Origin of the sequence: Streptomyces shaanxiensis (genome assembly GCF_039537145.1) — a bacterium.
In the GTDB taxonomy this organism is placed as follows: Bacteria; Actinomycetota; Actinomycetes; order Streptomycetales; family Streptomycetaceae; genus Streptomyces; species Streptomyces shaanxiensis.
The window spans coordinates 56,087-80,993 of record NZ_BAAAZY010000037.1 but is presented as its reverse complement, the minus strand read 5'-3'; the positions used below and the strand labels follow the sequence as shown (position 1 = coordinate 80,993).

General features: G+C 71.0%; 27 protein-coding genes and 1 pseudogene. 12 read left to right on the top strand and 16 right to left on the bottom strand.

The genetic code is table 11. The annotated features are described in order from the left end of the window. The 8 genes and pseudogenes from ABD932_RS43095 to ABD932_RS43060 all read right to left on the bottom strand — a co-directional run. Window positions 1-165, bottom strand: a pseudogene (locus ABD932_RS43095) (chitinase); the annotation flags it as partial. Window positions 166-441: 276 nt separating this feature from the next. Further along, window positions 442-3,198, bottom strand: a complete 2,757-nt coding sequence (locus tag ABD932_RS43090; protein WP_345021940.1) for a fumarate reductase/succinate dehydrogenase flavoprotein subunit — start codon at window positions 3,196-3,198, stop codon at window positions 442-444. Between the two features lie 124 nt (window positions 3,199-3,322). Then, window positions 3,323-4,117 carry an ABC transporter ATP-binding protein gene (locus tag ABD932_RS43085; RefSeq protein WP_345021938.1) on the bottom strand — a complete coding sequence of 265 codons (795 nt, stop codon included), beginning with the start codon at window positions 4,115-4,117 and terminating at the stop codon, window positions 3,323-3,325. Next, window positions 4,114-4,956 carry an ABC transporter permease gene (locus ABD932_RS43080; protein WP_345021936.1) on the bottom strand — a complete coding sequence of 281 codons (843 nt, stop codon included), beginning with the start codon at window positions 4,954-4,956 and terminating at the stop codon, window positions 4,114-4,116. The genes ABD932_RS43085 and ABD932_RS43080 overlap by 4 nt, the downstream gene beginning before the upstream one ends. Further along, on the bottom strand, window positions 4,953-6,308 hold the full coding sequence (locus tag ABD932_RS43075; protein ID WP_345021934.1) for an ABC transporter substrate-binding protein: 1,356 nt from the start codon (window positions 6,306-6,308) through the stop codon (window positions 4,953-4,955). The genes ABD932_RS43080 and ABD932_RS43075 overlap by 4 nt, the downstream gene beginning before the upstream one ends. 14 nt (window positions 6,309-6,322) lie before the next feature. Further along, the gene (locus ABD932_RS43070) at window positions 6,323-6,550 is read right to left on the bottom strand and encodes a 4Fe-4S dicluster domain-containing protein (protein ID WP_031480193.1); all 228 of its coding nucleotides are present in this window, start codon (window positions 6,548-6,550) and stop codon (window positions 6,323-6,325) included. Between the two features lie 101 nt (window positions 6,551-6,651). Continuing rightward, a complete protein-coding gene (locus ABD932_RS43065) occupies window positions 6,652-7,422 on the bottom strand; it encodes a GntR family transcriptional regulator (RefSeq protein ID WP_345021917.1) in 771 nt (256 codons plus the stop codon). Between the two features lie 140 nt (window positions 7,423-7,562). Continuing rightward, window positions 7,563-8,009, bottom strand: a complete 447-nt coding sequence (locus tag ABD932_RS43060) for a MarR family winged helix-turn-helix transcriptional regulator (protein WP_345021915.1) — start codon at window positions 8,007-8,009, stop codon at window positions 7,563-7,565. Between the two features lie 158 nt (window positions 8,010-8,167). On the opposite strand from ABD932_RS43060, the gene ABD932_RS43055 reads away from it, so the two are divergent. The 6 genes from ABD932_RS43055 (at window position 8,168) to urtE (ending at window position 14,273) form a co-directional block, all read left to right on the top strand. Continuing rightward, a complete protein-coding gene (locus ABD932_RS43055) occupies window positions 8,168-9,283 on the top strand; it encodes a substrate-binding domain-containing protein (protein ID WP_345021913.1) in 1,116 nt (371 codons plus the stop codon). Window positions 9,284-9,508: 225 nt separating this feature from the next. Next, complete coding sequence (gene urtA, locus ABD932_RS43050) at window positions 9,509-10,765, top strand: urea ABC transporter substrate-binding protein (protein WP_345021911.1); 1,257 nt, start codon at window positions 9,509-9,511, stop codon at window positions 10,763-10,765. A 73-nt stretch (window positions 10,766-10,838) separates the two neighbouring features. Continuing rightward, the gene (urtB, locus tag ABD932_RS43045; protein ID WP_345021909.1) at window positions 10,839-11,735 is read left to right on the top strand and encodes an urea ABC transporter permease subunit UrtB; all 897 of its coding nucleotides are present in this window, start codon (window positions 10,839-10,841) and stop codon (window positions 11,733-11,735) included. After that, on the top strand, window positions 11,732-12,820 hold the full coding sequence (gene urtC / locus ABD932_RS43040) for an urea ABC transporter permease subunit UrtC (RefSeq protein WP_345021907.1): 1,089 nt from the start codon (window positions 11,732-11,734) through the stop codon (window positions 12,818-12,820). The genes urtB and urtC overlap by 4 nt, the downstream gene beginning before the upstream one ends. Next, window positions 12,817-13,581 carry an urea ABC transporter ATP-binding protein UrtD gene (gene urtD, locus ABD932_RS43035; RefSeq protein WP_345021905.1) on the top strand — a complete coding sequence of 255 codons (765 nt, stop codon included), beginning with the start codon at window positions 12,817-12,819 and terminating at the stop codon, window positions 13,579-13,581. The genes urtC and urtD overlap by 4 nt, the downstream gene beginning before the upstream one ends. Continuing rightward, a complete protein-coding gene (urtE, locus tag ABD932_RS43030; RefSeq protein WP_345021903.1) occupies window positions 13,581-14,273 on the top strand; it encodes an urea ABC transporter ATP-binding subunit UrtE in 693 nt (230 codons plus the stop codon). Before urtD ends, urtE begins: the two co-directional genes overlap by 1 nt. Here the strand turns inward: urtE and ABD932_RS43025 are convergent. Together ABD932_RS43025 and ABD932_RS43020 are read right to left on the bottom strand one after the other, a co-directional pair. Further along, entirely contained in the window at window positions 14,263-15,453 is a 1,191-nt protein-coding gene (locus tag ABD932_RS43025; RefSeq protein WP_345021902.1) for an RNA polymerase sigma factor, read from the bottom strand. The two genes, urtE and ABD932_RS43025, sit on opposite strands and share 11 nt — an antisense overlap. Continuing rightward, window positions 15,453-15,809 carry a YciI family protein gene (locus ABD932_RS43020; RefSeq protein ID WP_345021945.1) on the bottom strand — a complete coding sequence of 119 codons (357 nt, stop codon included), beginning with the start codon at window positions 15,807-15,809 and terminating at the stop codon, window positions 15,453-15,455. The genes ABD932_RS43025 and ABD932_RS43020 overlap by 1 nt, the downstream gene beginning before the upstream one ends. A 248-nt stretch (window positions 15,810-16,057) precedes the next feature. Between ABD932_RS43020 and ABD932_RS43015 the strand changes: the two genes are divergently transcribed. Then, window positions 16,058-16,498 carry an SPW repeat protein gene (locus ABD932_RS43015; RefSeq protein WP_345021900.1) on the top strand — a complete coding sequence of 147 codons (441 nt, stop codon included), beginning with the start codon at window positions 16,058-16,060 and terminating at the stop codon, window positions 16,496-16,498. A gap of 82 nt (window positions 16,499-16,580) precedes the next feature. Here ABD932_RS43015 and ABD932_RS43010 read toward each other — a convergent pair whose 3' ends face one another. After that, the gene (locus ABD932_RS43010; protein ID WP_345021943.1) at window positions 16,581-17,348 is read right to left on the bottom strand and encodes an ArsR/SmtB family transcription factor; all 768 of its coding nucleotides are present in this window, start codon (window positions 17,346-17,348) and stop codon (window positions 16,581-16,583) included. A 205-nt stretch (window positions 17,349-17,553) separates the two neighbouring features. Here ABD932_RS43010 and ABD932_RS43005 point away from each other — a divergent pair, with 205 nt between their 5' ends. After that, a complete protein-coding gene (locus ABD932_RS43005) occupies window positions 17,554-18,204 on the top strand; it encodes a hypothetical protein (protein ID WP_345021898.1) in 651 nt (216 codons plus the stop codon). Window positions 18,205-18,216: 12 nt separating this feature from the next. On the opposite strand, the gene ABD932_RS43000 is transcribed toward ABD932_RS43005, so the two are convergent. After that, window positions 18,217-18,966: a phosphotransferase gene (locus ABD932_RS43000; protein ID WP_345021896.1), complete on the bottom strand. Its 750-nt coding sequence runs from the start codon at window positions 18,964-18,966 to the stop codon at window positions 18,217-18,219. 77 nt (window positions 18,967-19,043) lie between these two features. Between ABD932_RS43000 and ABD932_RS42995 the strand changes: the two genes are divergently transcribed. Both ABD932_RS42995 and ABD932_RS42990 read left to right on the top strand, forming a co-directional pair. Continuing rightward, on the top strand, window positions 19,044-19,619 hold the full coding sequence (locus ABD932_RS42995; RefSeq protein ID WP_345021894.1) for an ATP-binding protein: 576 nt from the start codon (window positions 19,044-19,046) through the stop codon (window positions 19,617-19,619). A gap of 69 nt (window positions 19,620-19,688) precedes the next feature. Then, the gene (locus ABD932_RS42990; RefSeq protein ID WP_126397978.1) at window positions 19,689-19,952 is read left to right on the top strand and encodes a GlsB/YeaQ/YmgE family stress response membrane protein; all 264 of its coding nucleotides are present in this window, start codon (window positions 19,689-19,691) and stop codon (window positions 19,950-19,952) included. 151 nt (window positions 19,953-20,103) lie between these two features. On the opposite strand, the gene ABD932_RS42985 is transcribed toward ABD932_RS42990, so the two are convergent. The 3 genes from ABD932_RS42985 to ABD932_RS42975 all read right to left on the bottom strand — a co-directional run bounded on the left by ABD932_RS42985 (window position 20,104) and on the right by ABD932_RS42975 (window position 21,983). Further along, window positions 20,104-20,544, bottom strand: a complete 441-nt coding sequence (locus ABD932_RS42985; protein ID WP_345021892.1) for an NAD-dependent epimerase/dehydratase family protein — start codon at window positions 20,542-20,544, stop codon at window positions 20,104-20,106. A 232-nt stretch (window positions 20,545-20,776) separates the two neighbouring features. Beyond that, entirely contained in the window at window positions 20,777-21,553 is a 777-nt protein-coding gene (locus ABD932_RS42980) for a GNAT family N-acetyltransferase (protein WP_345021890.1), read from the bottom strand. Window positions 21,554-21,593: 40 nt separating this feature from the next. After that, complete coding sequence (locus ABD932_RS42975) at window positions 21,594-21,983, bottom strand: MerR family transcriptional regulator (RefSeq protein WP_345021888.1); 390 nt, start codon at window positions 21,981-21,983, stop codon at window positions 21,594-21,596. A 68-nt stretch (window positions 21,984-22,051) separates the two neighbouring features. On the opposite strand from ABD932_RS42975, the gene ABD932_RS42970 reads away from it, so the two are divergent. Both ABD932_RS42970 and ABD932_RS42965 read left to right on the top strand, forming a co-directional pair. Further along, window positions 22,052-23,251, top strand: coding sequence for an MFS transporter (locus ABD932_RS42970; RefSeq protein WP_345021886.1), 1,200 nt, complete (start codon window positions 22,052-22,054; stop codon window positions 23,249-23,251). Window positions 23,252-23,293: 42 nt separating this feature from the next. After that, the gene (locus tag ABD932_RS42965) at window positions 23,294-23,779 is read left to right on the top strand and encodes a nucleoside deaminase (RefSeq protein WP_345021884.1); all 486 of its coding nucleotides are present in this window, start codon (window positions 23,294-23,296) and stop codon (window positions 23,777-23,779) included. A 64-nt stretch (window positions 23,780-23,843) separates the two neighbouring features. Here ABD932_RS42965 and ABD932_RS42960 read toward each other — a convergent pair whose 3' ends face one another. Beyond that, the gene (locus ABD932_RS42960) at window positions 23,844-24,698 is read right to left on the bottom strand and encodes a GNAT family N-acetyltransferase (protein WP_345021882.1); all 855 of its coding nucleotides are present in this window, start codon (window positions 24,696-24,698) and stop codon (window positions 23,844-23,846) included. Window positions 24,699-24,907 lie beyond the last annotated feature (209 nt).

Here is a 24,907-nt window from a genome sequence, read left to right as displayed (position 1 = left end):
GGTGTTGGCGAAGCCGGGGTAGGCGCTGAGGGCGGCGGTGAGGCCGCTGTACGTGTAGAACGAGTTCCGGTTCGGGAACATCTGGTTGAACTGCGCCTCGCTGACGACGAAGCCGGCGGCGGACGCGCTCGGGGCCGGCTGGAGCACCAGAGCGGCGCCGGCCAGGGCGAGTGAGGACAGGACTGCTGCTATACGGCGCCTCGACACAGAGGACCAACTCCTTTGCGGAGCACGGCCGCACCCGGACAAGGGCAGGACGAAGCGGAGCCTTGTGCGCACGCGCCGACAAGGTCGGCCACGGCGTGGGGGCGGCCGTGGTGGGGGGTGTGGAGACACACTCAACCGCGTTGGTCTGTACCAGTCAAGAGTTTGGTCTGTACCAATTGAGGGTGCAGGCCGGTCAACCCGCCTGATGAGTCCCGGAGTTGAGGAGGCGCCGGATCACCGCCCCGCCCGGCTCGCGTACGCGCGGACGTCGGCGTCGGGGTCGTCGACCGCGGCGGCGAGTGCCGTACGGGCGTCGTCGCGTGCGGTGTGGCGCAGCAGAGCGAGTACCGCGGCCTTGCGCACATCGGCGTTCGTGTCGCGCAGCACCCCGCTGAGAGCAGGCACTCCCTGGTCCGGTGCCGCCCCGCCCAGTGCGGTCGCGGCTCCCGCGCGGACCTGCCAGGCAGGATCCGTGAGCGCCGCCGACGCGGTGGCGAGGAGTCCGTCGGGGACGCCGAGGACGCCCAGGGCTTCCAGCGCCGCCGCGCGTACCAGGACGTCGGGATCGCCGGTCAGACGGTGCAGGGCGGCCGGGGTGCCGGCGTCCCGGTCGACATGCGGGGCCACGGCGGCGAACCCGCGCGCCACGGCGACCCGGACCTCGCGCGCCGCGTCGCCGGCCGCCTCGGACAGGGCCTCGACGGCGTCCACCGAGACCAGGGCGCGTACGGCGGCCAACCGCACCTCGATGTCCACGTCGGCCAGGAGCCCGGCGAACAGTTCGGCGTCCCCGAGGCGCAGGGCGCGCAGCAGGTCCAGTGCCGCGGCGCGGGCCGTCGGATCCGCCCCCGCCAGCGCGGCCACCAGCGGGGCGCGCAACTCGGGCTCCGCCGTGAGCACTTCGGCCAGCTCGCGCAGCGAGGCGGCGGCCGCGGCGCTCACCCGGCCGTTGCCGTCGGTCAGGGCGGTGGCCAGTGCGGGGCCCGCGCCGGGTGGCACCGTCTCGGTCAGTGCCTTGACGGCGGCGAGACGTACGGCGGCGTCCGCGTCCTTCAAATAGGGCTCCAGGGCCGGGAGATCGGGTTCCTCCTCCGTGAGCGCGACGACTTCGAGGAGCCGTTCCCGGGTGGACTCCGAGGTTCCGTGCGTCGGGCCGGTGGGGTCGGCCGCGCCGCCCGTCTCCGGGGTGAGCGCTGCGGGCGGTGCCTCGCGGTGCCCCGCCGTGGCCGTCTCCAGCGGCTGCACCTCGCCCAGGTGGCGGGCGGGGCCGCCGGTGGGGGTGAACTCGTCGACGGGGACGAGGTAGGGCTCGACGGGACGCGCCGTGAACTCCATCGCTCCGGTCGGGCTCTTGCGCAGGTCGAGGTGGTGCAGCCAGGCCGTGTCGTCCCGCCGGGGGTGGTCGATGCGCTCGTGGTAGAGGCCCCAGCGGGACTCGGTGCGGGCGAGGGAGGACCGGGCCGCCATCTCCGCGCAGTCGCGGATGAAGGAGACCTCGGCGCAGCGCATCAGCTCGTGCGGCGTCCGCGCCCCCATCTCGGCGATCTCGTCCCGCATCCGCTCGAAGTGCTCCAGCGCCAGGGAGAGCCGGGCGCCGCTCTTGGGCGGGGCGACGTAGTCGTTGACGAACCGGCGCAGCTTGTACTCGACCTGGGGCTGGGCCGGGCCGTCGGGGTTGCGCAGCGGCCGGTAGATCAGCTCGTGGGCCTCGGCGAGCTGGTCCTGCGGCAACTCGCCCTGGTACGCCGTGTACCGGGCGGCGTCCTCGCCCGCCAGATCACCGAAGACGAACGCCCCGATCATGTAGTTGTGGGGCACGCAGGCCAGGTCACCGGCCGCGTACAGGCCGGGCACGGTGGTACGGGCGTGCTCGTCGACCCGCACACCCGAGGCGGAGTGGCCGCCGCACAGACCGATCTCGGAGATGTGCATCTCCACGTCATGGGTGCGGTAGTCGTGACCGCGTCCGGAGTGGAAGGTGCCGCGTGTGGGCCGCTCGGTGGAGTGCAGGATCGACTCCAGGGCCGAGATGGACTCCTCCGGCAGATGGCTGAGCTTGAGGTAGACCGGCCCGCGGTCGGAGGCGACCTCGGCGGCGAACTCCGCCATCATCTGCCCGGACCAGTAGTCGGAGTCGACGAACCGCTGCCCGTGCCGGTTGACCTGGTAGCCGCCGAACGGGTTGGCGACGTAGGCGCAGGCCGGGCCGTTGTAGTCCTTGATGAGCGGGTTGATCTGGAAGCACTCGATGCCGGTGAGCTCGGCGCCCGCGTGGTACGCCATCGCGTAGCCGTCGCCCGCGTTGGTCGGGTTCTCGTACGTGCCGTACAGATAGCCGCTCGCGGGCAGCCCGAGGCGGCCGCAGGCACCGGTCGCGAGGATCACGGCGCCCGCCCGTACGGTCACGAAGGCGCCGGTGCGGGTGTTGAAGGCGGCCGCGCCGACCGCCCTGCCACCGGCGGTCAGGACCCGCACCGGCATCAGCCGGTTCTCGATGCGGATCCGCTCGCGGTTCTCCCGCCTGCGCAGCTGCCGGTAGAGGACCTTCTTGACGTCCTTGCCCTCGGGCATCGGCAGCACGTACGAACCCGAGCGGTGCACCTGCCGGACCGCGTACTCGCCGTGCTCGTCCTTCTCGAACTTCACCCCGTACGACTCCAGGCGCTGCACCATCTCGAAGCCCCGGGTGGCCGTCTGACGGACCGTCGACTGGTCGACGATGCCGTCGTTGGCGCGGGTGATCTCGGCGACGTAGTCGTCGGGTTCGGCGCGGCCGGGGATGACGGCGTTGTTGACGCCGTCCATGCCCATCGCCAGCGCCCCGGAGTGCCGTACATGGGCCTTCTCCAGCAACAACACGGAGGCACCCCGCCCGGCGGCGGTCAGCGCGGCCATCGTGCCGGCGGTGCCGCCGCCGATGACCAGGACGTCGCAGCTCAGCTCCTCGGCCGAGTCGAGGTCGGGGATCTCCGTCAGGGTCGGGCTGGTCATGGCGGGAGTGCCTTTCAGGACATGGGGGGCGGCGGAGGGGCGCTCGGGACGCTCGGGGCCGAGGGGAGGGTCGGGACGCTCGCGTGCCGAGGGACGCCCAGGACACGCGGCGGCCAAGTCGGTCTCAGGACGCTCGGGGGCCGAGGGATTCGAGGATGTCGTGGCGCAGTGCCACTGTCGCGGGGTCGTCGCGGGCGCCGCGGTCGCGCGGGCTCGGCACCGTCCGGACCCCGGCGAGGCCGCCCGCGCGGAGCAGCGCGACACGGTCGCCGAGGAACAGCGCCTCGTCCACGTCGTGGGTGACGAAGACGACGGTGGCGCCGGTCCCCCGCAACACCTCCACCAGCAACTGCTGCATACCGGCCCGGGTCTGGGCGTCCAGGGCGCCGAACGGCTCGTCCATCAGGACGGCCCGCGGCTGCCCGGCGAGGGCGCGGGCGAGCTGCACGCGCTGCCGCTGCCCTCCGGAGAGCCGGTGCGGCAACTGCCGCTCCAGTCCCGCCAGCCCGACCCGCTCCAGCCACTGCTCCGCCCTGGCCCGGCGCTCGGCTCGGCCCAATCCCCTGATCGCCAACGGGAGTTCGACGTTGGCCCGGGCGGTACGCCACGGCAGCAGCGCGTCCTCCTGGAAGATCAGCGCCCGGTCCGCGCCGGGCCCCGTGACGGGCCGCCCGTCCTGGGCGACCTGTCCGGCGAGCGCGGGCAGCAGCCCGGCCAGGGTCCGCAGCAGGGTGGACTTGCCGCACCCGGACGGGCCGACGACGGTGAGGATCTCGCCGGGGGCGGCTTCGAGGTCCAGCCCGCGCAGCACCACGGCACCCGGTCGGCCGAACTCGGCGCCGGTGACGGTGAGCCGTGCCCCGGGGGCGGACTGCTCGGTGCGCGGTGCGGTGACGGTGGTGTCGGTGTCCGTGCTCATGATGTGGCCTTCCCCTCGCGGCGCGGCAGCCAGTGCGTCAGCCGGCGTCCCAGGAGCTCCACCACGGTGGAGGTCAGCCAGCCGAGCAGGCCGATGGTGACGATGCCGGTGAACACACCCGGGTAGTCGATGACGGTGTAGTCCTGCCAGGTGCGGTAGCCGACCCCGTACTCGCCGGAGATCATCTCCGCGGAGATCACACAGATCCACGAGACGCCGATCCCGACCGACAGCCCGCCGAAGATCCCCGGCAGCGCGCCGGGCAGCACCACGGAGGCCAGCACCCGCCACCGTCCGCCGCCCATGGTGAGCACCGCCTCCTCCCACACCGGGGCGAGCGCGCGCACCGCGTGCCGGGTGGCGACCAGCACCGGGAAGAACGCGGCGGTGAAGGTGATGAAGACGATGCCCTGCTCGTTGCTGGGGAAGAGCAGGATCGCCACGGGTACCAGCGCGATGGCGGGGACGGGCCGCAGCACTTCCAGCACCGGCCCGACGAGGTCCGCGGCCCAGCGGGAGCGGCCGACGGCCACGCCCGCGGCGACGCCGAGCACCGCCGCGAGCAGGAAGCCGGTGACGATCCGGCGCAGGCTGTCGGTCACGTCCTGCCAGTAGGCGCCGTCGCCGAGCCGCTCTCCGAACTCCCCGGCCACATCGGTGACGGACGGGAACTGGTCGAAGCGCAGCCACAGTTGGACGTCGAGCGTGGTGAGCAGCTGCCACAGCCCGAGCGCCGCGAGCAGCGACAGCACACGGACGACGGGGCGGAGGCGGGCCGTGCGCCGAGCGGGTGCCGGCCCCGCCGATGCCTTCGTCGGCGGAGCCGTCACCGCGGTCATGACGCCTGCTCCAGTGCCGTGGCGTAGGGGACGGTGCGGGCGGCGGGGTGCGCCTGGGTGTAGGCACGGGCGGCGGAGGCGGTGACGAAGGGCTTCAGCTCCTTGCCGTCCTGGACCCAGACCGCCTTGTCGGCGTACCAGCGGGTGCCGTTGGTGGCGTCCGGTACGTAGGCGGCGCGCACCTCGCCCTTGTGCCCGGCGACGAACTTCAGCAGGGCGGCGGGCGAGTCGAACGGGCGGGTGCTGTCCTCGCCCCTGAGCCAGACCTCGCTGCGCGAGGCGCCGGGAGTGGCGGCGAGCCGCTCGGCGTACTCCTTGCCGTACGCGCGCTTGATCGGGCCGTCGTCGACGAACGAGTCGACGTCCACGTCGCCGACGAGTTTCGCCGACTTCAGCACCGACACGTCCTTCTTCAGCGCGGCGACGAGCTGCGGCTTGACGGCCGGGTCGAAGGTGGCGATGCCGCCGCTGCCGTTGTAGAGGTAGACGACCTCCGGAGGCAGTCCGGTGGCCTCGGCGACCTTCTCGGCGGCCTGCACGGGGTGGTCGTTCAGGTACTTCGTCGCCTCGATCTGCGCGGTGAGGAAGGCGTCGAGCACCTTCGGCCGCTGCTCGGCGAAGTCCTCGCGGACGGTGACTCCGTGGAAGGTGGGCAGATCGAGCTCCGCACCGTCGTACAGGGCCTTCGCCTTGTTCTGGAAGACCAGCAGCCCGGGCCAGGCCACGAACTGCGACAGGGCGTCGGCACTGCCCGCCTGGAGCGCCGAGGCACCCACCGCCGGCTGCTGGTTGAGCTTGCTGATGTCCTTCTCCGCGTCGAGCCCGGCCCGCTGGAGCGCCCGTACGAGCGTGCCGTCCGCCGCCGAGCCGACGCTGGTGGACACCTTCTTGCCCCGCAGGTCCTTGAGCGAGCCGAGCTTCGAGTCCGGCGCCGTCACCACGGTGTTGAGGGCGCCCTTCAGGTTGTAGCCGGTGACCGACACGAGGTGGGTGGGGCGGTTCAGCTGCTTCCCGCGGGCGGCGTTGATGAGCAGCGGGAAGTCGCCCATCGACCCGATGTCGATCTTCCCCGCGGTCATCTGCGCGGTGATGGGCGCGCCCGTGGCGTAGTCCTGCCACTCGACCTTGTAGGAGATGCCGTCCCGTTTGCCCTGTGCGGCGAGTTCACGCTCGAAGTAGCCGAGGGAGCGCAGCAGGGTGCCGGCGGTGACGGTGTTGATGGTCTTGGACTGGTAGCCGACGGTGACGGTGACGTGGGTGTCGTCGCCGGCCGAGGCGTCGCCGCCGCAGCCGGTGGCGAGGGTACTGACGAGGGCGATCGCGAGCAGGGCGGCAGGAGTCGTGCGTTTCATCGGATGTGGGCCTTTCACCGCAGCAGATAGGGCATGTTGACCGTGACGGCCCCGGTGGGGCAGCGGGCGGCACAGGGGCCGCAGTACCAGCACTCGTCGACGTGCATGTACGCCTTGCCGCTGTCGGGGTTGATGGCCAGGGAGTCCAGCGGACACATGTCGACACAGAGCGTGCAGCCGTCGATGCACTTCGACTCGTCGACGGTCACGGGCACGTCGGCCCGCTGGGGCACCAAGGGCATGGCTGTCTCCAGTGAGGTACTGCGAGGGGTGAGAGAAACGCTGCGCGGATCGCGGATGTTCAGCGGGCCGCGGACATACGGAAGTACAGATGTACGGCGATTCAGACCGAGCGGCGCAGCAGCCCGCTCATGGTGATCCGGTCCCCGCGGAACCGGATGAACTCCAGGTCCACGGGCCTGCCGTCGCACAGGTGGGTGAGCCGCTCCAGCATCAGCACGGCGGTGCCGCGCGGCGCCTGGAGCACGGTGGCGGAGTGCGCGTCGGCGTTGACGGCCTCCAGGGTGATCTCCGCGTGCCCGAGCGGCTGCCCGGTGATCTGCTCCAGCAGCCGGAAGACGTCGGTGTTCTCCAGGTCGGCGCCGATCAGTTCGCTGCCGATGTCCAGGGGAAGGTAGGTGAGATCGAGGGAGAGCGGCAGCCCGTTCAGCTTGCGGAGCCGCTCGATGTAGAGCACGTCGGTGCCGGTGGGCAGGCGCAGGCGCTCGGCCACGGGTGCGGGCGCGGCGACGGGCCCCATCGTGCGTACCTCGTTGGTGACCCGGCCGTGTTCCCGCAGGGTCTCCGCGAGTCCCATCAGCCGGTCGAGGCCGTGCGCGTACTTCTCGGCGACGACGACGGTGCCGACGCCGGGCATCCGCTCGACGAGCTGCTCGGCACGCAGCAGGTCCAGGGCGTGCCGCACGGTGTTGCGTGACACCTGGTAGTCGGCGGCGAGGACGTCCTCGTGGGGCAGCGCGCCCCCGGGAAATCCCCCGGTCAGAACCAGGTGCCGCAGCAGGTCCGCGAGCTGGCGCGCCCGGTCCGCACGCAGCCGACGGCGGCGGGCGGCGGCGAGCGGCGCGGTGTGCTCGCGGGTTCGTTCAGGTGGCATGCGGCGACCATACCGACGGTCTCCGGCCAGTGGTGTTGCTGAATCATTGCGCCACCTGAGTATCCTTCACCAGGCCGCTGACCTGCGGTTACTTTGAAGATCGGCTTGGTTTCGCCACCAGTCGCGCAGTACGGCCATGGTCAGCCGGCAGTCTCGGCCGCCGTCTGCTCCAGCGTGCCGACCAGTCGCTCCAGCAGACCACGCAGCAGGTCGTCGTCGCTCTCGCCGAGCACCGGCAGGCCTGCCCGCACCTCACGGCTGATCCGCCGCCAGAAGGTCTCGCCGCGCGGGGTGAGGTGGGCGAGTATGCGACGGCGGTCCAGGGGGTCGACCCGGCGGTACACGAGGTTCTGGTCGACGAGGTGGTCGACCAGCTTGGTCAGGGTCGCCGGGGGCAGGAAGGCCGCTTCGGCGACCGCGGACATGTTGTGGCCCGCGCCGTCGGAGAGCAGGGAGAGCACCCGCCAGGCGTCGAGCGAGCAGCCGTCCTCGTCGAGGACGCTCTGCAGCCGGCGCGCGGCGAGGCGTTCGGCGCGCGTCAACAGCTGCATCAGGTCCTGGGGCTGACGCGGAGGTGGGGTAGGCATCCTGCTCCTCGGTCCCGGGGTGCCGTCATCGTACAAGTGCCGCTTCACCGAAGGATCGTCCACGTGTCACCAACGGATCGTCGACGTCCACCGATTCCCCACCGCCCAGCCCCCGAGACGGACTGGAGTTCACCGAACGGACCCGGAATCATGACCGCATGTTCCAGCTCGACCCCCATCCGCTCGACTGGTTCACCGTCGACGACTCCGTGCTCAGCGTCGCCCTCGTCTTCCCGATGCAGGGCGCCGCGGGCATCTTCGGGCCGACCTGCGAGCTGTGCGCACAGCTCGCCGCGGAGGAGGTCAACCACGCCGGCGGCGTGCTCGGCAAGGAGCTGCGGCTGCTGCCGGTGGACGGCGGCGCGGAGCCCCGCGAGATCGCCGACCGGGTCGAGGCGCTGGTCGACCTCGGCGTCGTGCAGGGCGTCACCGGCTGGCACATCTCCTCGGTACGCCAGACGCTCGCCCCGCGCATCGCGCACCGGGTGCCGTATGTGTACACCGCGCTGTACGAGGGCGGGGAGCACACCACCGGCGTCTACCTGACCAGCGAGACCCCGGACGACCAACTGCGACCGGCGATGCGGCTGCTGGCGGGCGAGCGCAAGGTGCGCCGGTGGTTCGTCGTCGGCAACGACTACGTGTGGCCGCGGCGCACCGCGCGGGCCGCGTGCGCGTACGCGCGCGAATCGGGGGGCGACGTCTGCGCGCAGGCGTATCTGCCACTCGGCACCCATGACTTCGACGGGGTGCTGCGACGGATCGAGAGGTCGGAGGCGGACGCCGTCCTGATGCTTCTGGTGGGCAACGACGCCGTCCGCTTCAACCGGGCGTTCGCCGCGGCCGGCCTCGACCAGCGCTGCCTGCGCCTGAGCACGCTGATGGACGAGAACATGCTGATGGCCAGCGGCCCCACGGCGACCGCCGGCCTCTACAGCACCGCCGGGTTCTTCGCCTCGCTCGCCAACCAGGACACCCTCGACTTCCACGGCCGGTACGCCGGGCGGTACGGCATCGAGGCACCGTCGCCCGGGAGTCTCGGCGAATCGTGTTACGAGGGCGTGCTGTTGCTCGCCGCGCTCGTCGCCCGGGCCAGGACGCTGGACGTGGCGGCCATCGGCGCGACGGCCGAGTCGGTGTCGTACGAAGGACCGCGCGGGCTGCTGCGGCTCCGGGACCGGCATGTCAGGCAGCGCATCTACCTCGCCCAGGCGGACGGCGTGGACTTCGACGTGCTCACCCAGCTCGACCTCGACGTCGCCACTCGCCCCTGACACTCAGTGTTGACATGCCCCCACCCACCCCAGATACTTCCTGCAGGAAGTAACTAGAATGCCTCGGGCCACGTGTGAATTTCCGATGCGGAATTCAACCCGGGGCTTTCTTGTTTCCGGTCTCTTTCCCGGCGGAGAGCCGGAAGATACAGCCGGGTAAGTATCCCGAAACGCCCTGGAAACAGGACGACTTGAGGCTTTGGACCGCCCTTCAAGGAGGTCCACTTGTCCAGTCTTCCCCATATCCACCGGCGCCGTTTCCTGGCCGGCACCGCGGCGCTCGCGGCCGTCGTCGCCCTCTCGGCGTGCGGCGCGAAGACCGACGCGGCCGGCTCGTCCGACAAGGCCGCGAAGATCGACGTCAGCGGCGACACGGTCAAGGTCGGCCTGCTCAACTCGCTGTCCGGCACGATGGCGATCAGCGAGGTGACCGTACGCAACTCGCTGATGCTCGCCGTCGACGAGATCAACGCCTCCGGTGGCGTCCTCGGCAAGAAGATCAAGCCGATCAGCGAGGACGGCGCCTCCGACTGGCCGACCTTCGCCGAGAAGGCGACCAAGCTCATCAAGGAGGACGGCGTCGCGGCCACCTTCGGCTGCTGGACCTCCGCCAGCCGCAAGGCCGTCAAGCCGGTCTTCGAGAAGAACAAGTCGCTGCTCTTCTACCCCGTGCAGTACGAGGGTCTCGAGGAGTCGCCGTACATCTTCTACACGGGCGCGACCACCAACCAGCAGATCATCCCGGCCCTCGACTACCTCAAGAGCCAGGGCCTGAAGAAGCTCTACCTGGTCGGCAGCGACTACGTCTTCCCGCGCACCGCCAACAAGGAGATCCGGGCGTACGCCAAGGCCAACGGCATGACGATCCTCGGCGAGGACTACGCGCCGCTGGGGTCGACGGAGTTCAGCACGATCGCCAACAAGGTGAAGGCGTCCAAGGCGGACGCGGTGTTCAACACCCTCAACGGCGACTCGAACGTGGCCTTCTTCAAGGAGTACAAGTCGGCGGGCCTGACCGCGAAGAGCATGCCGGTCGTCTCGGTGTCCATCGCCGAGGAAGAGGTCAAGTCGATCGGTACGCAGTACCTCGAGGGCCAGCTCACGGCCTGGAACTACTACCAGACCACCGAGGGCGCGGCGAACGAGAAGTTCGTGAAGGCGTACAAGGCCAAGTACGGCCAGGACAAGCCGACCAGTGACCCGATGGAGGCCGCGTACGTCTCGGTCTACCTGTGGAAGGCCATGGTCGAGAAGGCCAAGTCCTTCGACCCGGAGAAGGTGAAGGCCGCCTCGGACGGCATCACCTTCGACGCACCCGAGGGCAAGGTCACGATCGACGGCGCCTCGCAGCACATCTACAAGACGGCCCGGATCGGCAAGGTCGGCTCCGACGGTCTGATCGAGCAGGTGTGGGACTCCGGCAAGCCGATCAAGCCGGACCCGTACCTCAAGGGCTACTCCTGGGCCTCCGGCCTGTCCTGACCCGACCGATCGCCTTGTGGGGCCCGGCACATGTCCGCCGGGCCCCGCACCCCCGCCTCCCCGGAGCCGCCGTATGACCGTGATCCTCGGTCAGACCTTCACCGGCATCAGCATCGGTGCCGTCCTGCTGCTCATCGCGCTCGGTCTCTCTCTCACCTTCGGCCAGATGAACGTCATCAACATGGCCCACGGCGAGTTCATCATGGCCGGCGCCTACACGACGTACGTCCTGCAGAAGTCCATTTCGAGCGCCGGAATTTCGCTGCTGGTCGCTCTTCCCGTCGCATTTCTCGTCTCGGGCGCTCTCGGCGCACTTCTGGAATGGCTGCTGATACGACGCCTGTATCTGCGGCCACTCGACACCCTTCTCGTCACCTGGGGCGTCTCCCTGATGCTCCAGCAACTCGCCCGGGACATTTTCGGCGCGCCGAACGTGCAGACCCGCGCGCCCGACGTCCTCACCGGCAACGTCACCCTGATCGGCGGGGACGATCCGCTCACCGTCGCCAACAGCCGTCTGTTCATTCTCGGGTTGGCGGTCACTGCGGTCGTCGCACTGTCGCTCACGCTGCGACTGACGCCGCTGGGCCGCCGGATCCGTGCCGTGGTGCAGAACCGCGACCTCGCGGAGGTGTCCGGCATCTCCACCTCGACCGTCGACCGTACGGCCTTCTTCATCGGTTCCGGGCTCGCGGGCGTGGCCGGAGTGGCGCTGACCCTGGTCGGTCCGATCGGGCCGACGATGGGCACCAACGTGATCATCGACGCCTTCCTGGTGATCGTCGTCGGCGGCATCGGGCAGCTCAAGGGCACGGTGATCGTCGCCTTCGTGCTGGGCGTGCTCCAGTCGGTGCTGGAGTACTCCACCACCGTCAGCGTCGCCAAGGTGCTGGTGCTCGTCGGCATCGTCGCGTTCCTCCAGTGGCGGCCCCAGGGGCTGTACACGCTGCGGACGAGGAGTCTCGTATGAACCTGCTCAAGGGCCCCTCGGCCCGCGCCTCGGCCGGTTTCGCGGGGGCGGCCGTCGTGTTGTTCGCCATCGCGCCGCTGGCGTTGTCCGACTTCCGGCTCGGGCTGCTCGCCAAGTACCTGTGCGTCGCGATCGTCGCGGTCGGCATCTGTCTGGCCTGGGGGCGCGGCGGGCTGCTGACGCTCGGCCAGGGCGTGTTCTTCGGGCTCGGCGGCTACGCCATGGCGATGCACCTGAAGATCGCCGACGCGGGGCCCGGCAACCTGCCCGACTTCATGCAGCTGTACGGCACCGCGACCGAACTGCCCTGGTGGTGGAAGCCGTTCGCGAACCCGCTCTTCGCGCTCGCCGCCACCGTGCTGCTGCCGATGGCGGTCGCGGCACTGCTCGGGTCGTTCATCTTCCGGCGCCGGGTCAAGGGCGCGTACTTCGCGATCCTCAGCCAGGCGCTCGCCGCCGCCTTCGCCATCTGGCTGATCGGCCAGCAGGCCACGACCGGCGGCACCAACGGACTCACCGACATCCAGGGCTTCTTCGGCTACGCCCTCGACGACCCGGTCAACCAGCGGATGGTGTACTTCATCATCGCCGCCGTCCTGCTGCTGCTCATGGCCCTCGCCCGCCAGCTCATCCAGAGCCGCTACGGCGAACTCCTCGTCGCGGTACGGGACTCGGAGGAGCGGGTGCGCTTCCTCGGCTACGACCCGGCGAACGTCAAGCTCGTCGCCTACGTCGTCGCGGCCGGCATGGCGGGCCTCGCGGGCGCGCTGTTCGTGCCGGCGGTCGGCATCATCTCGCCCGCGCTGATCGGCATCGTGCCGTCGATCGAGTTCGTGATCGGCGCGGCGGTGGGCGGCCGGGCCAGCCTGGTCGGGGCGGTGCTCGGCGCGGTCGCGGTGGCCTGGGCGAAGACGGCGTTGTCGGAGGAGTTCCCGGCGGCCTGGACGTACTTCCAGGGCCTGCTGTTCATCGTCGCGCTAGCCTTCCTGCCCGGCGGTCTCGCCTCGCTGGCGGGGATCGTACGGCGGCGCCGGGCGGCCACGGAGAAGAAGGCGGCCGTCATCCCCGTAGGAGAAGCAGCATGAGCGGCCTTGAGATACGCCAACTGCGGGTGTCCTTCGACGGGTTCACCGCCGTCGACGGAGTGGACCTCGACGTCAGCCCCGGAGACCTGCGGTTCCTCATCGGGCCCAACGGTGCGGGCAAGACGACCCTCGTCGACGCGGTCACCGGTCTGGCGAAGGCGACGGGCTCGGTGCGGTTCGGCGGTGAGGAGCTGCTCGGGCGGAGCGTGCACAGGATCGCCCGGTCGGGAATCGGCCGGACCTTCCAGACCGCCACCGTCTTCGAGGAGTTGACGGTCCTTCAGAACCTGGACATCGCGGCCGGCGCGGGCCGCAGCGTATGGACCATGCTGCGGCGCCGCAAGGGTGTCCCCGAGCCGGTCGCCAGGGCGCTGGAGACGGTCGGGCTCACCGAGCTCGCCGACTCCCCCGCCGGAACGCTCGCCCACGGGCAGAAGCAGTGGCTGGAGATCGGCATGCTGCTCGTGCAGGACGTACGGCTGCTGCTGCTCGACGAACCGGTGGCCGGCATGAGCCACGACGAGCGCCAGGCGACCGGAGAGCTGCTGCAACGCATCAGCGAGGAGCGGACCGTGGTCGTCATCGAGCACGACATGGACTTCATGCGCTCCTTCGCCCGCAGCGTCAGCGTGCTGCACGCCGGCAAGGTGCTCAGCGAGGGCACGGTGGCCGAGGTGCAGGCGGACCCGAAGGTGCAGGAGGTGTACCTCGGGCACGCGGCCGCCGAGGCCACCGCCGACGTGGCCGTACAGGAGGCGTGATGCTCCAGATCGACGATGTACGCGTCGGCTACCACCGCAGCAGCGTCCTGCACGGGGTCTCCGTCGAGGTGCCCAAGGACGGCGTCGCCGCGGTCCTCGGGCACAACGGCGCCGGCAAGAGCACCCTCCTGCGGGCCGCCGTGGGGCTGCTCACGCCGACCGGCGGGACCATCCGGCTGGACGGCGAGGACATCACCCGCCGCAAGCCGCACGAACGGGTCGCGCGCGGGATGGCGTACGTCCCGCAGGGCCAGCAGTCGTTCCCGCACCTGACGACCGCCGAGAACCTCCAGCTCGTCGCCGACGGGCGCAAGCGTGGCAAGGAGGCGGTGGCCGAGGCACTGGACCTGTTCCCGGCGCTGCGCGCACTCTCCAGCCGCCGCGCGGGCCTGCTCTCCGGCGGCCAGCGGCAGCAACTCGCCATCGCCCGCGCCCTGGTGACGGAGCCTCGGCTGCTGCTCCTAGACGAGCCGACCGAGGGCATCCAGCCGTCGGTGGTCGCCGAGATCGAGGAGACGATCCTCGCGCTGGCCGCGCGGGGCGGACTGTCGGTGCTGCTGGTCGAGCAGCACGTCGGGTTCGCGATGCGGGCGGCACAGCGGTACTACGTCCTGGAGGCCGGGCGGGTCACGTCGTCCGGTGAAGGCGGTGCGGAGGCGGAGGTGGCGGTCCGGGAGGCGCTCAGCGTGTGAGGGAGCGCATACGCCGCTGGAGGAAGGCGCGCTCCGCCGGGTTCCGGGTGAGCGCGGCGGCCGCCTCGTACGCCCGCACCGCCTCCGCGTCCCGCCCGAGCCGACGCAGCAGGTCGGCGCGGACGGCGTGGAGGACGTGGTAGCCGTCGAGGTCCAGTGCGTCCACGAGGTCGAGTGCCTGCCGCGGGCCCTCGACCTCGGCCACGGCGACCGCCCGGTTCAGGGCCCCGACCGGGCTGGGGGCGACGGCCATGAGCTGGTCGTACAGCCGCAGGATCTGCCCCCAGTCCGTGGCCTCGGCGGTCGCCGCGTCACTGTGCACGGCCTGGAGGGCGGCCTGGATCTGGTACGGCCCGGGGCGGTTGCGGCGCAGACAGCGCCGGACGAGTGCCTGACCCTCGGCGATCAGCTCCCGGTCCCACCGGTCACGGTCCTGCTCGGGCAACGGCACGAGCTCGCCGTGTTCGTCCTGCCGGGCGCCCCGGCGCGACTCGACCAGCAGCATCAGGGCGAGCAGCCCGGTCACCTCGGGCTCGTCCGGCATCAGCTCGGCCAGCAGGCGTCCAAGGCGCACGGCCTCCTCGCACAGGCCCGCCTCACCCTCGTACCCCTGGTTGAAGATCAGGTAGACGACGGCCAGGACACCCTTCAGCCGCTCCGGAAGGTCGGCGTCACGGGGCACGCGGTACGGGATCCGGGCGTCGCGGATCTTCGCCTTGGCCCGTACGAGACGCTGGGCCATGGTCGGCTCCGGCACCAGGAAGGCGCGGGCGATCTGGGCGGTGGTGAGCCCGCCGAGGAGGCGCAGAGTGAGGGCGACCTGGGCCTGGACGGCGAGGGCGGGGTGGCAGCAGGTGAAGACGAGCCGGAGCCGGTCGTCGCGCACGGGGCCCTCCTCGGGCGGCGCGTCGGGGGCGTGCAGCAGGGCGGCCTGCGCGTGCCGTTCGTCGCGCGTGGCCTCGCGGCGCAGCCGGTCGATCGCGCGGTTGCGGGCGGTCGTGATGATCCACCCGGCCGGGCTCGGCGGCACGCCGGTCTCCGGCCAGCGCCGCAGAGCTGTGGTGAAGGCGTCCTGGACCGCTTCCTCGGCGAGGTCGATGTCGCCGAGGAAGCGGACGAGGACGGCGACCGCACGGCCGTACTCCGCACGGAAGACGTCCTCGACGTCCGTGGCCGGCATCAGTCCTCGGCTTCGCCCATGACCGGCCGCACCTCGATCGGCAGCGTCGTCGCCAGCGCCGCCTTGCGCCCCCATTCGAGGGCCGCGTCCAAGTCCGGCGCCTTGATCAGACAGATCCCGCCGAGCATCTCCTTGCCCTCGGCGTACGGTCCGTCGGTGATCAGGACGTCGCCGTCGCGCGGCCGCAGCACGGTCGACGACTCCGGTTGGTGCAGTCCCCCGGCGAACACCCAGGAGCCGGCCTCCTTCAGCTCCCGGTGGAAGACGTCGAGGTTGCTGCCGATCTCGGCGAGAACCTTCGGCGGCGGCAGCTCGTCACCCACGGGCTGCATCACGCTGAGCAGGTAGTACTTCATGACGGCCTCCTCGGACGTCCACGTCGTCATGGTCTCTCACCTCCTACACGAACGGTCCGACCCCGGATCGACACCACCCCCCGGATCGACACCGTCGTCGATCGGTGCAGTCGTCGATCGTCACGATCGTCATGAACCCGACGAGCCTCTACACATAAAGAAAAAATAAGCGCAAAATGTTGCCTAGGCGGCGCTTACCGCATACCGCACCAGACGCGGTCAGGCCTGCGAGTCAAAGGAGACGAGTCATGGCCAACGTGCAGCCCACCAGAGGTGACATAACCGCCCACCCTGATGTATCCGAAATGCGGGACCGTTACGCCCGCATGCTCGGCGGTCGCGACGTGGCGCTCGTGGACGGACCGGTGTTCCTGCTCGGTCTGTACTGCGCGGTGTCCCCCTGGATACTCCACTACACGACCAGCCAGCCCCCGCTCGTGACCCACAACCTGATCATGGGGATAGCGATCGGCCTGCTGGCCCTCGGGTTCACCCGGGCTCCGGAGCGCATGTACGGCCTCAGCTGGGCCTTCTGCGCGATGGGCGTCTGGATGATCATCGCGCCCTGGATCGTCGGAGACAGCCCGGACGCAGGCGTCGTCCTCAACAACATCATCATCGGCGCACTGGCCGTGTGCCTGGGGCTTGTGTGCGCCGGTACGGCCGCGAAGAGCACCCCCAGGCCGTAGGAGCACACCGCAGAGGAAGCCATGTCGGCCGGTCCGCACCCGCAGACCGGCCTTCTCGCGTCCCCTGCCCCGACAGCCCCGCTCAGCGGGTCGGCATCAGCCACGGCTCCTGCGGCAGGACGTGACCGGTCTCCAGCAGCGACTTGAGGTTGGACAGCACCGCCGGCCAGCCGGACGACACGTCGGCGCGCGCACTCTCGTCCGGCAGGTCCTCATGGGTCACGGTGAGCCGGACGATCTCGGCGTGCTGCTGGATGTCGAAGGTGACCCTGGAGTACTTGTCCTCCTGCCCCTCCTCGTCCGGCGCCACCCAGGTGGTGACCAGACGGGTCGGGCGCTCGCTCTCCACGACGGTACCGACCACGTCGGCGATGCCCGAGCCGTCCGTACGGACGTGCTCCCAGCGGGAACCGCGCCGCCAGTCCGAGACGTTGCTGTGGCCCCAGTAGGCGGCGGTCAGGTCGGCGTCGGTGAGCGCGTCCCAGACCTTCTCGGGCGTGCTCTCGATGTAGGTGACGTACACGAATGTGGGCTTGTCGGTCATGACTTCCTCGGCTCGTCGTTTCACGGCCCCCAGTACGCGCAGGCGCGGGTTCTCGAACTTGTCGATCCACCGCTCCTGGATTTCGTGCAGCGGGACCGGATTGAGGTAGTGCAGCTTCTCCCGCCCCCGCCGCACCGTGCTGACCAGGTTGGCGGCCTCCAGGACGGCCAGATGCTGGGTCACCGACTGGCGCGTCATGTCGATGCGCGCGCACAGCTCCCCGAGCGTCTGCCCGTTGTACTCGTGCAGCCGGTCCAGAAGCCGTCTGCGCGTGTCGTCGGCCAGCGCCTTGAAGACCTTGTCCATTCCGGGGTCGCTCACTGGTCCGGAGTCGCTCTCTGATCGCACACTCAAAGTTATGCAGGTAAATGCCTGCATGTCAATCGACGCAGTTTGTCGGTTTCGAGTCGTATGCGATGAATAGCTGTTACGCGACGTATGGGGTTCCTTGATGGACGGTCCGTAGCGTCGAACGCGTCGAAACGAACCCCACCGAAGGAACGACCCACTGATGCGTGCTCCCCGCACCCTGCGCACCGCCCTCGTCGCCACCGGTGTCACCGCCGCGCTGGCCGTCTCGGCCGCCGGCGCCTTCGCCGTCGAGGCATCCGCCACCGCTCCGGTCACGTCCGCGGGCCACCACTCCGAGGCCGAGCGCGTCTACGTGAAGACGGTGAAACTCGCGGACAAGGTCAGCCGGGCGAAGGTGTACCGCACCGGAGAGAACCGCTACGAGGCGGAGATCTGGGCCAAGGGCATGCGGTACGGGACCCTCTACACCCAGGGCATGCCCACGCGCGCCCAGCACAACGGGCTGCACGTCACCCTCCGGCCGAACGGCAAGGTCACGTCCTGGGTCGAGCGGGCCGAACCGAAGCCGAAGCCGGCCGTCAAGCGCGTCCTGGTCGCCACCCCGACCCTGGCGGACGGCGTGACGACGGCGAAGGTCTACCGGCTCGCCCTCAGCCACTACGAGGCCGACGTCCTCGTGGACGGCGTACGGATCGACACCCTCGTCGCGAACGGCCGCACCGCGTACGGCGCGAACAACGGGCTGCACGTCGCGCTGAAGCCGGACGGCCAGGTGAGTTCATGGGTCGATGAGACCGCATCACCGGAGTCGACGGCCCCGCGGCCCGATTCCTCGGAGCCCGCGGCCTGACGCCGGCGCGCGTCAGCCCAGGAGGGCCCCCAGCTCACGCCGGTGATCGGCCACCCACGCGTACGCGCTCCGCACCTCGTCCACGACCCCGCGTTCCCGGAGCCCGATCATGGCGGGCTCCCCGCGCGCCGCGCCGGCCTCGATCCCCCGCCGGCAGCGGTCCTGCCACCACAGGATGACGTCGACGATCCCGGTGCTACCGCCACCCGGCCCGTACGGTCCGTACGCGTCGCAGACCAGCGCGATCCGGCGGGCCGCCTCGGGGACATCGCTGACGCCGGGTCCCAGATCCAGGTACTGCCAGCACACATGGGCGAGGTCGTGCACGCGGTCGCCGGGCGCGGCGAGGTCCCAGTCGATGAAGGCGGTCGGCCGCCATTCGTCGCCGTCCACCGTGTAGACCGTGTTCTTGGGGGCGAGGTCGTTGTGGCACACGACGTCCCGGTCGCCGGCCGACGGCGTGCCGTGCGTCAGGTCATGGAACTCCCGGACGAGTTGAGCGACCCGCACCAGCCCGGCATCGCCGCAGGCCACAGCCCGCTCCCGGGCGGTGACGGCCGCCCGCCCCTCGACGTACCCGAACACCTCCCGCCCCCGCCCGTCCACCCCGAGGCGTCGCGGCGCCCCTTCCCACCCCTTCTCCGCGAAGAGCGCGAGCAACTCCCGTACATACTCGGACCGTTCGGACGGCGCACGCCGTACGGTCGCCCCCACCCGGACGACCTCGTTGACGTCCCCGCCGCCGAGCACCCACTCCTCCATCCACACCTCCACCGACCAGGACGAGCACGAGCCAAAACCACTCGCCAAGGATGCCCGCATCCGGGCACGCTGCCCCCATGGATCACACGGAAGCACTCCTCATCGGAGGACGCGCCGGGGTCGGCAAGACCACCGTCGGCTGGGAGGTCTCGGCTCGACTGCGGGCGGCGCGGGTCGCGCACGCCGTGATCGACGGCGACTTCATGGGATACGTCCATCCGGCACCGGCCGGCGACACGCACCGGGCCGGCATCACCGAGCGGAACCTGGCTGCCGTGTGGGGGAACTACGCCGAGCTCGGATACCGGCGGCTCGTCTACACGAACACCGTCAGCGTGCTCGACGAGAGCGCGCCCATGTTCCGCCGCGCCATGGGGGACGGCGTACGGCTCGTCCGGGTTCTGCTCACCGCCACCGACGAGACGGCAGGACAACGGCTCACCGGGCGCGAACTGGGCTCGGAGCTGGAACACGAGATGCGCAACAGCGCCCGCAAGGCCCGGCTCCTGGAGGAGCGTGCACCCGCGGACGTCCTGCATGTGGCGACCGACGGCCGCTCGGTGATCGACATCGCCACCGAGCTGGTGGCCGCCACCGGGTGGGCCGTGAACCGGGCCGGGGTGTCGGGCGGCCCGGTGCCGGCCACCGGTTGAAGCGGAACGGACTGTCCCTGCCTCCACGGGGAACCCGAGTCAGTGCGGGGACAGGAGGAAGAGGGCGAAATGGAGATCTCGGGCATCATCAGTGCCATTGTTATCGGCATCATCATTGGTGTGCTGGGGCGCCTCGTGGTTCCGGGCCGTCAGCGCATCGGGGTCCTGTGGACGATCCTCGTCGGCATCGTGGCCGCGCTGCTCGGTTCGGCCCTCGCGGCCGGCTTCGACGTGGCCGACACCGACGGCGTCGACTGGATCGAGTGGCTGTTCCAGATCGGCCTCGCCGCACTGGGCGTGGCCGCTCTCGACCGTGCGAAGGCACGACGCTGACCTCGTATGAGGAGAGCGGGACGGACACGGGGCGCGCATGACGTCATGCGCGCCCCGACGCCATGAATGCCCTCACTCCATGGACGACCTCACGCCACGAACGTCCCGGCGTCATGAGTGCCCCACGGGCGCCCTCATCGCGGCGAGTCCGTCACGCACCGCCGGATACGCGGGCGTCCAGCCCAACTCCCGCTCCGCTTTCTCCATGGACACCCGCAGCGCCGTCGACATCACCGCGTGCGCGTACGACATGGACCTCGTCAGCCACAGCGGCACCGTCATCGGCTCCGGCAGCCCGAACTCCTCGGCCACGCACAAGGACATGGGCCCCGAAACCCATCGGAGCCCGGTCGGCGATGATGTACGCCTCACCGGGGCGCCCCCGTTCGACGGCGGCGACCACCACCCGGGCCGCGTCGGTGAGGTCGATCCAGGGCAGGACCCGGCCATGGTCACTGGGCACGGGCAGTTGCCGCTTACGCAGCATGGGCAGGAGGGCGTCGGTGCCGCCGGGACCGTAGAACAGGCCGAAGCGCAGCGCGACGCCTTCCAACCCCTCGGCACCGAAGGTGAGTTGCTCCTTCACGCGCATCGCCGCGATGTGGCGTTCCAGCTCCAGTTCCGGCGATGCGCAGCGCGTCGGTGGCGTGCATGTCGCGGTGGCGCATCGGCGGCCTGCGCAGCACGGTCGCCGCGTGGATCACGGTGTCGAAGTGCCGGCCGTCGACCGCGCGGAGCAGGGCGTCGCGGTCCAGCAGGTCGGCCCGGACGCCGTTGCCCGGCCCGCGGCCGAGACCGGTGACGTTGTGGCCCGTCGGCTCCCGCTACGGCACGTACACGTACGGCGTCGTGGTGGTCAGCGGCGTGAACCCGAGGCGCTCCAGGACAGGGCGGCTGGCGCTCATGGCGTCGACCTGGAGGTAGCGGTAACCGCGGTCCACGGCGGCGCGGGCACGATGGGCCACCAGGGCACGGTAGACGCCACGGCCACGCCAGGCCTCGACGGTGCCGCCGCCCCACAGTCCGGCGAACCGGGTGCCCGGGACCAGCTCCATGCGGGCCGCGCTCACCGGTGTGTCCCCGGCCAGCGCGACCACGGCGACCACGGAGTCCGGATCGGCCGCGAGGCGGGCGAGCAGCTGGTGGCGCATCCGGGAGCTGTCGGTGCCGAACGCCTTCTCGTGCACCTCGGCGACGAGGTCGACCCCCTTCGCGTCGGTGACCGGCAGCACGCGGATGCCCTCCGGCGGCTCGGCGTCCAGGGTCAGCGCGGCGACCTCGCCGATCATCAGCGTCTCCTCGGGCTGGGCCGTGAACCCGGCGTCCCTGAGCCGCTGTCCGAGGTCCACGGGGAGGTCGTGCCCGTACAGCTTCCACTCGAACTCGCGGCCGAGCCCGGTGAAGTGGGCGATCTGCTCGGCGATGGCCGCGTCGGCGCTCGCCGCGTCCAGGTCGGACCACACGACGCCGTTCCAGCCGCGTGCCGAGGAGACCTGGCGGACCACACGCCCGATCCGCTCGACCCGGGCGTCGGGGCTGTCCGGCTGTGCGCCCTCGCGCATGTCCCGGTCGTACAGGGCGAGTATCGAGGCATGATCCATGGGGTCACTCCAGCATCGGGCGGGGCCCTGGGCAACAGCTTTACCGGTCAACAAGCTCTTCGTCGGACTCCGGCCGCACCGCCGCCAGATAGGCACTCAACCGGTCGCGGTTGCGGGCCAGACAGTCGATGCGGGACTGGATGCGGTCGATGTGGCCCTGCAGGAGAGCGGCGGTCCGCGGGGTGAGGTGCTCGGCGGGCAGCAGGATCTCGTCGGGGCCGGAGAGATAGGGCAGGATCGCGCGGATCATCTCCGTGGTCAGCCCCGAGTCGAGGAGCCCGCGGATCTGCTGGACGTCCTGGACCGAGGACTCGGCGTAGTCCCGGTAGCCGTTGTCCGTGCGCTCCGGGTGGAGCAGGTCCTGTTCCTCGTAGTAGCGCAGCAGCCTGGTGGGCACGCCGGTGCGGCGGGAGAGTTCACCGATCTTCATGTCCGCCTCTTCGGGACTCGAAGGTCACCCTTGCCTTCACACTGATGTGAGGGTTCGAGCATGGTCGCATGTCCACCACATTCATGGCCAAGGGCCGAGCCCTGCCCACCTCGCTGCCCTGGTCCGGGCTGCTCGCCCTGTCCGCCGCCGCCTTCACCGCCGTCCTGACGGAGCTGCTCCCGGCGGGACTGCTGACTCGCATGGCCCCTGCGCTGGGGGTGTCCGAGGCACAGGTCGGCTTCCTGGTGACGGGATACGCGGTGGCCTCCTTCGCGGGCGCGATCCCGCTCACGGTCCTGCTGCGGGGGCTGCCCAGGCGCCCGGTGCTCGTCGGGACGCTGCTGGGCTTCGCGGCGAGCAACGCGGTGGTCGCGCTGTCCTCGTCGTACGGCCTCACCTTCACGGCCCGGCTCGTGGCCGGGCTGACGGGCGGCACGTTGTGGGCGATGCTCGTCGGGTACGCGGCCCGGATGGTGCCGGCCGAGCGGCGCGGGCGGGCGATCGCGATCGTGCTCGCCGGGATCACGCTGGCACTGTCGCTGGGCGTGCCCGCCGGGACCGCGCTCGCCCAGGTGGTCGGCTGGCGCGCGGCGTTCGGCGCCCTGGCCGGGCTCGCGGTGCTGCTGGTGGCCTGGGTGCGGTGGCGGGTGCCCGGATTCCCGGGCGAGCCGCCGGGTGCGCGGCTGCCGCTGCGCCGGGTGGCCGGGCTCCCGGGGATCCCGGTCGTCCTGTCCGTCACGCTGCTTCTGCTGCTGGGCCACCAGGTGATGTACACATACGTCGCCCCGTTCGCGGCGCATGCCGGGTTCGGGCGTACGGGCCTGGTCCTGCTGGTGTTCGGGGCGGCCACGGTCGCCGGGATCTGGCTGACCGGCGTCCTGGTCGACCGGCGCCTTCGGCCGGTTCTGCTGGTCGCGCTCGCCCTCTGCTCGGCGGTCATGCCCGTCCTCGGCGGCTTCGCCGGGACTCCCGCCGTTCTGCTCGCCTGCGTGGCCCTGTGGGGCGTCGCCTTCGGCGGGGCGCCGACGCTGATCCAGACCGCGCTGGTCGACGCCTCGGGTCCCGCGCACGCCGATGTGGCCACGTCCCTGCAGACCACCGTCTACAACGCGGGGATCGCTGGGGGTTCGCTCACCGGAGGCGTGGCCCTGGAACACCTCGGTGCCGGTGCCCTGCCGTGGACGTCGCTGCCGCTGATCGCGGGGGCGCTGGTCACGGTGGCGCTGGGCCGTCGGCACGCCTTTCCGGCCGTGCGTCGGCGATCATAGGGAGCGCCGGGAGGAATCGCGCCGCGAGGAGGGCCGTACGCCATGGTCGTGAAGGACGCCGAACTGCCGTACCTGCGCCGCTGCGTCGAGCTCGCGGCCGAGGCGCTGGAGTCCGGTGACGAGCCGTTCGGTTCCGTTCTGGTGGGGGCGGACGGCGCGGTGCTCGCCGAGGACCACAACCGCGTCGCCTCGGGCGACCGCACCCGCCACCCCGAGTTCGAGCTGGCCCGCTGGTCCGCCGCCCACATGTCGCCCGACGAGCGGGCGGCCGCGACCGTCTACACCTCCGGCGAGCACTGCCCGATGTGCGCGGCCGCGCACGCGTGGGTCGGCCTGGGACGCATCGTGTACGTCGCCTCGTCGGAGCAACTGGCCGGCTGGCTGGCCGAGTTGGGTGTGCCCGCCCCGCCGGTACGGACGCTGCCGGTCCAGGAGGTCGCGCCGGGCGTGGCGGTGGAGGGGCCGGTGCCCGAGTTGGCGGAGGACATCCGAGCGCTGCACTTCCGGTTCCACCGGCGAACGGGCTGACGGGCGGTTTCGAGCACCGTACGGCCCGGACGCCGGCGTTCCGGGAAGGTCCCGCCGGGGCCCGCTAGCCGAGTTCCAGCGTGGTGACGCCGAAGACCCGCTCCTGGGCGTACGGCCGCACCGGGCCCGTGTACATACGGGCCGTTTCGAAGGACGGCGTGAAGCCGGCCTCCTCGACCAGGGCCACCGCCGCCGCGTTGGTCTCGGGCACGTCGATGGCGACCTCGCGGCCGGCCGCCTCCGCGGTCAGGGCGGCGCAGAGGGCCCGCGCGTCCTCGGCGGTGTCGGCGAAGAGCGGGCCGATACGCGGGCAGTCCTGACCTGGGCGGATCACTCCGTAGCCAGTGACGCGGTCGCCGTCGCGGCGGACGACGGCGTGGTGTCCCGGCCCGGTGAGCCAGTGCTCCAGGAAGCGGGGCCGGTCGGCCGGCGTGCAGAGCCCGTCGTACGCGGCGATCTCCGCCAGGTCGGCGGGCCGTACGGCGCGGACGTCCGCCGGAGCCTCGCCGGTGGGTGCCGTGCCGGTGAACCGGAAGGTGCGGTGGGCGAGTTCGAAGCCCGAGCGGCGGTAGTTGTCCTGCTCGGCGACCACGCCGTCGAGGCCCACCGTGCGGTTCTCGGCGTGCGCCAACGCGGTCTTCCACGTGGTGAGGCCGTAGCCACGGCCGCGCAGGTCGGGACGGACCAGGTACCAGCCCAGGAAGGCGTAGTCGGCGCCGTAGTTGACGACGGAGATCGCCGAGACGGGCTCGCCGTCGATCCGGCCGATGAAGAAGCCCTCCGGGTCCTGTGCGAAGAAGGCCGCACCGTCCGCGACTCCCGGGTTCCACCCCTCGGCGACGGCCCAGTCGCGGACGACCGGCCAGTCGTCGAGATCGGCCCGGGTCACGACGAGGTCTTCGGGGGCCGGAGAGGCCATGGGTGCGCTCCATTCCGTCGGCGGTCGCGTGCGCACGGTGATCGACCGTGCACGCAGCATCCTTTCCGATGGCCCGCCGAGGCGTCACGGCATGATCAAGCCGTTGCCGCGCAAGGGGGTAAGCCCGGACGGTTGTCCGCACCCCGAAACCGGACGGATGTACGCACCACCAATCCGGACGGATGTCCGCATGACGAAGGCCCCACCGC

Bases quoted from the DNA above. Each gene is read 5' to 3' on its own strand.
- ABD932_RS43005 (WP_345021898.1), top strand. From the start codon at position 17,554: ATGCGTGCTCCCCGCACCCTGCGCACCGCCCTCGTCGCCACCGGTGTC.
- ABD932_RS43065 (WP_345021917.1), bottom strand. From the start codon at position 7,422: ATGCCACCTGAACGAACCCGCGAGCACACCGCGCCGCTCGCCGCCGCC.
- ABD932_RS43090 (WP_345021940.1), bottom strand. From the start codon at position 3,198: ATGACCAGCCCGACCCTGACGGAGATCCCCGACCTCGACTCGGCCGAG.
- ABD932_RS43070 (WP_031480193.1), bottom strand. From the start codon at position 6,550: ATGCCCTTGGTGCCCCAGCGGGCCGACGTGCCCGTGACCGTCGACGAG.
- ABD932_RS43075 (WP_345021934.1), bottom strand. From the start codon at position 6,308: ATGAAACGCACGACTCCTGCCGCCCTGCTCGCGATCGCCCTCGTCAGT.
- urtD (WP_345021905.1), top strand. From the start codon at position 12,817: ATGAGCGGCCTTGAGATACGCCAACTGCGGGTGTCCTTCGACGGGTTC.
- ABD932_RS42960 (WP_345021882.1), bottom strand. From the start codon at position 24,698: ATGGCCTCTCCGGCCCCCGAAGACCTCGTCGTGACCCGGGCCGATCTC.
- ABD932_RS43015 (WP_345021900.1), top strand. From the start codon at position 16,058: ATGGCCAACGTGCAGCCCACCAGAGGTGACATAACCGCCCACCCTGAT.
- ABD932_RS42985 (WP_345021892.1), bottom strand. From the start codon at position 20,544: ATGCGCGTGAAGGAGCAACTCACCTTCGGTGCCGAGGGGTTGGAAGGC.
- ABD932_RS42970 (WP_345021886.1), top strand. From the start codon at position 22,052: ATGTCCACCACATTCATGGCCAAGGGCCGAGCCCTGCCCACCTCGCTG.
- ABD932_RS43055 (WP_345021913.1), top strand. From the start codon at position 8,168: ATGTTCCAGCTCGACCCCCATCCGCTCGACTGGTTCACCGTCGACGAC.
- ABD932_RS42965 (WP_345021884.1), top strand. From the start codon at position 23,294: ATGGTCGTGAAGGACGCCGAACTGCCGTACCTGCGCCGCTGCGTCGAG.
- ABD932_RS42995 (WP_345021894.1), top strand. From the start codon at position 19,044: ATGGATCACACGGAAGCACTCCTCATCGGAGGACGCGCCGGGGTCGGC.
- ABD932_RS43060 (WP_345021915.1), bottom strand. From the start codon at position 8,009: ATGCCTACCCCACCTCCGCGTCAGCCCCAGGACCTGATGCAGCTGTTG.
- ABD932_RS42980 (WP_345021890.1), bottom strand. From the start codon at position 21,553: ATGGATCATGCCTCGATACTCGCCCTGTACGACCGGGACATGCGCGAG.
- ABD932_RS42975 (WP_345021888.1), bottom strand. From the start codon at position 21,983: ATGAAGATCGGTGAACTCTCCCGCCGCACCGGCGTGCCCACCAGGCTG.
- ABD932_RS43000 (WP_345021896.1), bottom strand. From the start codon at position 18,966: ATGGAGGAGTGGGTGCTCGGCGGCGGGGACGTCAACGAGGTCGTCCGG.
- ABD932_RS43025 (WP_345021902.1), bottom strand. From the start codon at position 15,453: ATGCCGGCCACGGACGTCGAGGACGTCTTCCGTGCGGAGTACGGCCGT.
- ABD932_RS43020 (WP_345021945.1), bottom strand. From the start codon at position 15,809: ATGAAGTACTACCTGCTCAGCGTGATGCAGCCCGTGGGTGACGAGCTG.
- ABD932_RS43010 (WP_345021943.1), bottom strand. From the start codon at position 17,348: ATGGACAAGGTCTTCAAGGCGCTGGCCGACGACACGCGCAGACGGCTT.
- urtE (WP_345021903.1), top strand. From the start codon at position 13,581: ATGCTCCAGATCGACGATGTACGCGTCGGCTACCACCGCAGCAGCGTC.
- ABD932_RS43080 (WP_345021936.1), bottom strand. From the start codon at position 4,956: ATGACCGCGGTGACGGCTCCGCCGACGAAGGCATCGGCGGGGCCGGCA.
- urtC (WP_345021907.1), top strand. From the start codon at position 11,732: ATGAACCTGCTCAAGGGCCCCTCGGCCCGCGCCTCGGCCGGTTTCGCG.
- urtB (WP_345021909.1), top strand. From the start codon at position 10,839: ATGACCGTGATCCTCGGTCAGACCTTCACCGGCATCAGCATCGGTGCC.
- ABD932_RS43085 (WP_345021938.1), bottom strand. From the start codon at position 4,117: ATGAGCACGGACACCGACACCACCGTCACCGCACCGCGCACCGAGCAG.
- ABD932_RS42990 (WP_126397978.1), top strand. From the start codon at position 19,689: ATGGAGATCTCGGGCATCATCAGTGCCATTGTTATCGGCATCATCATT.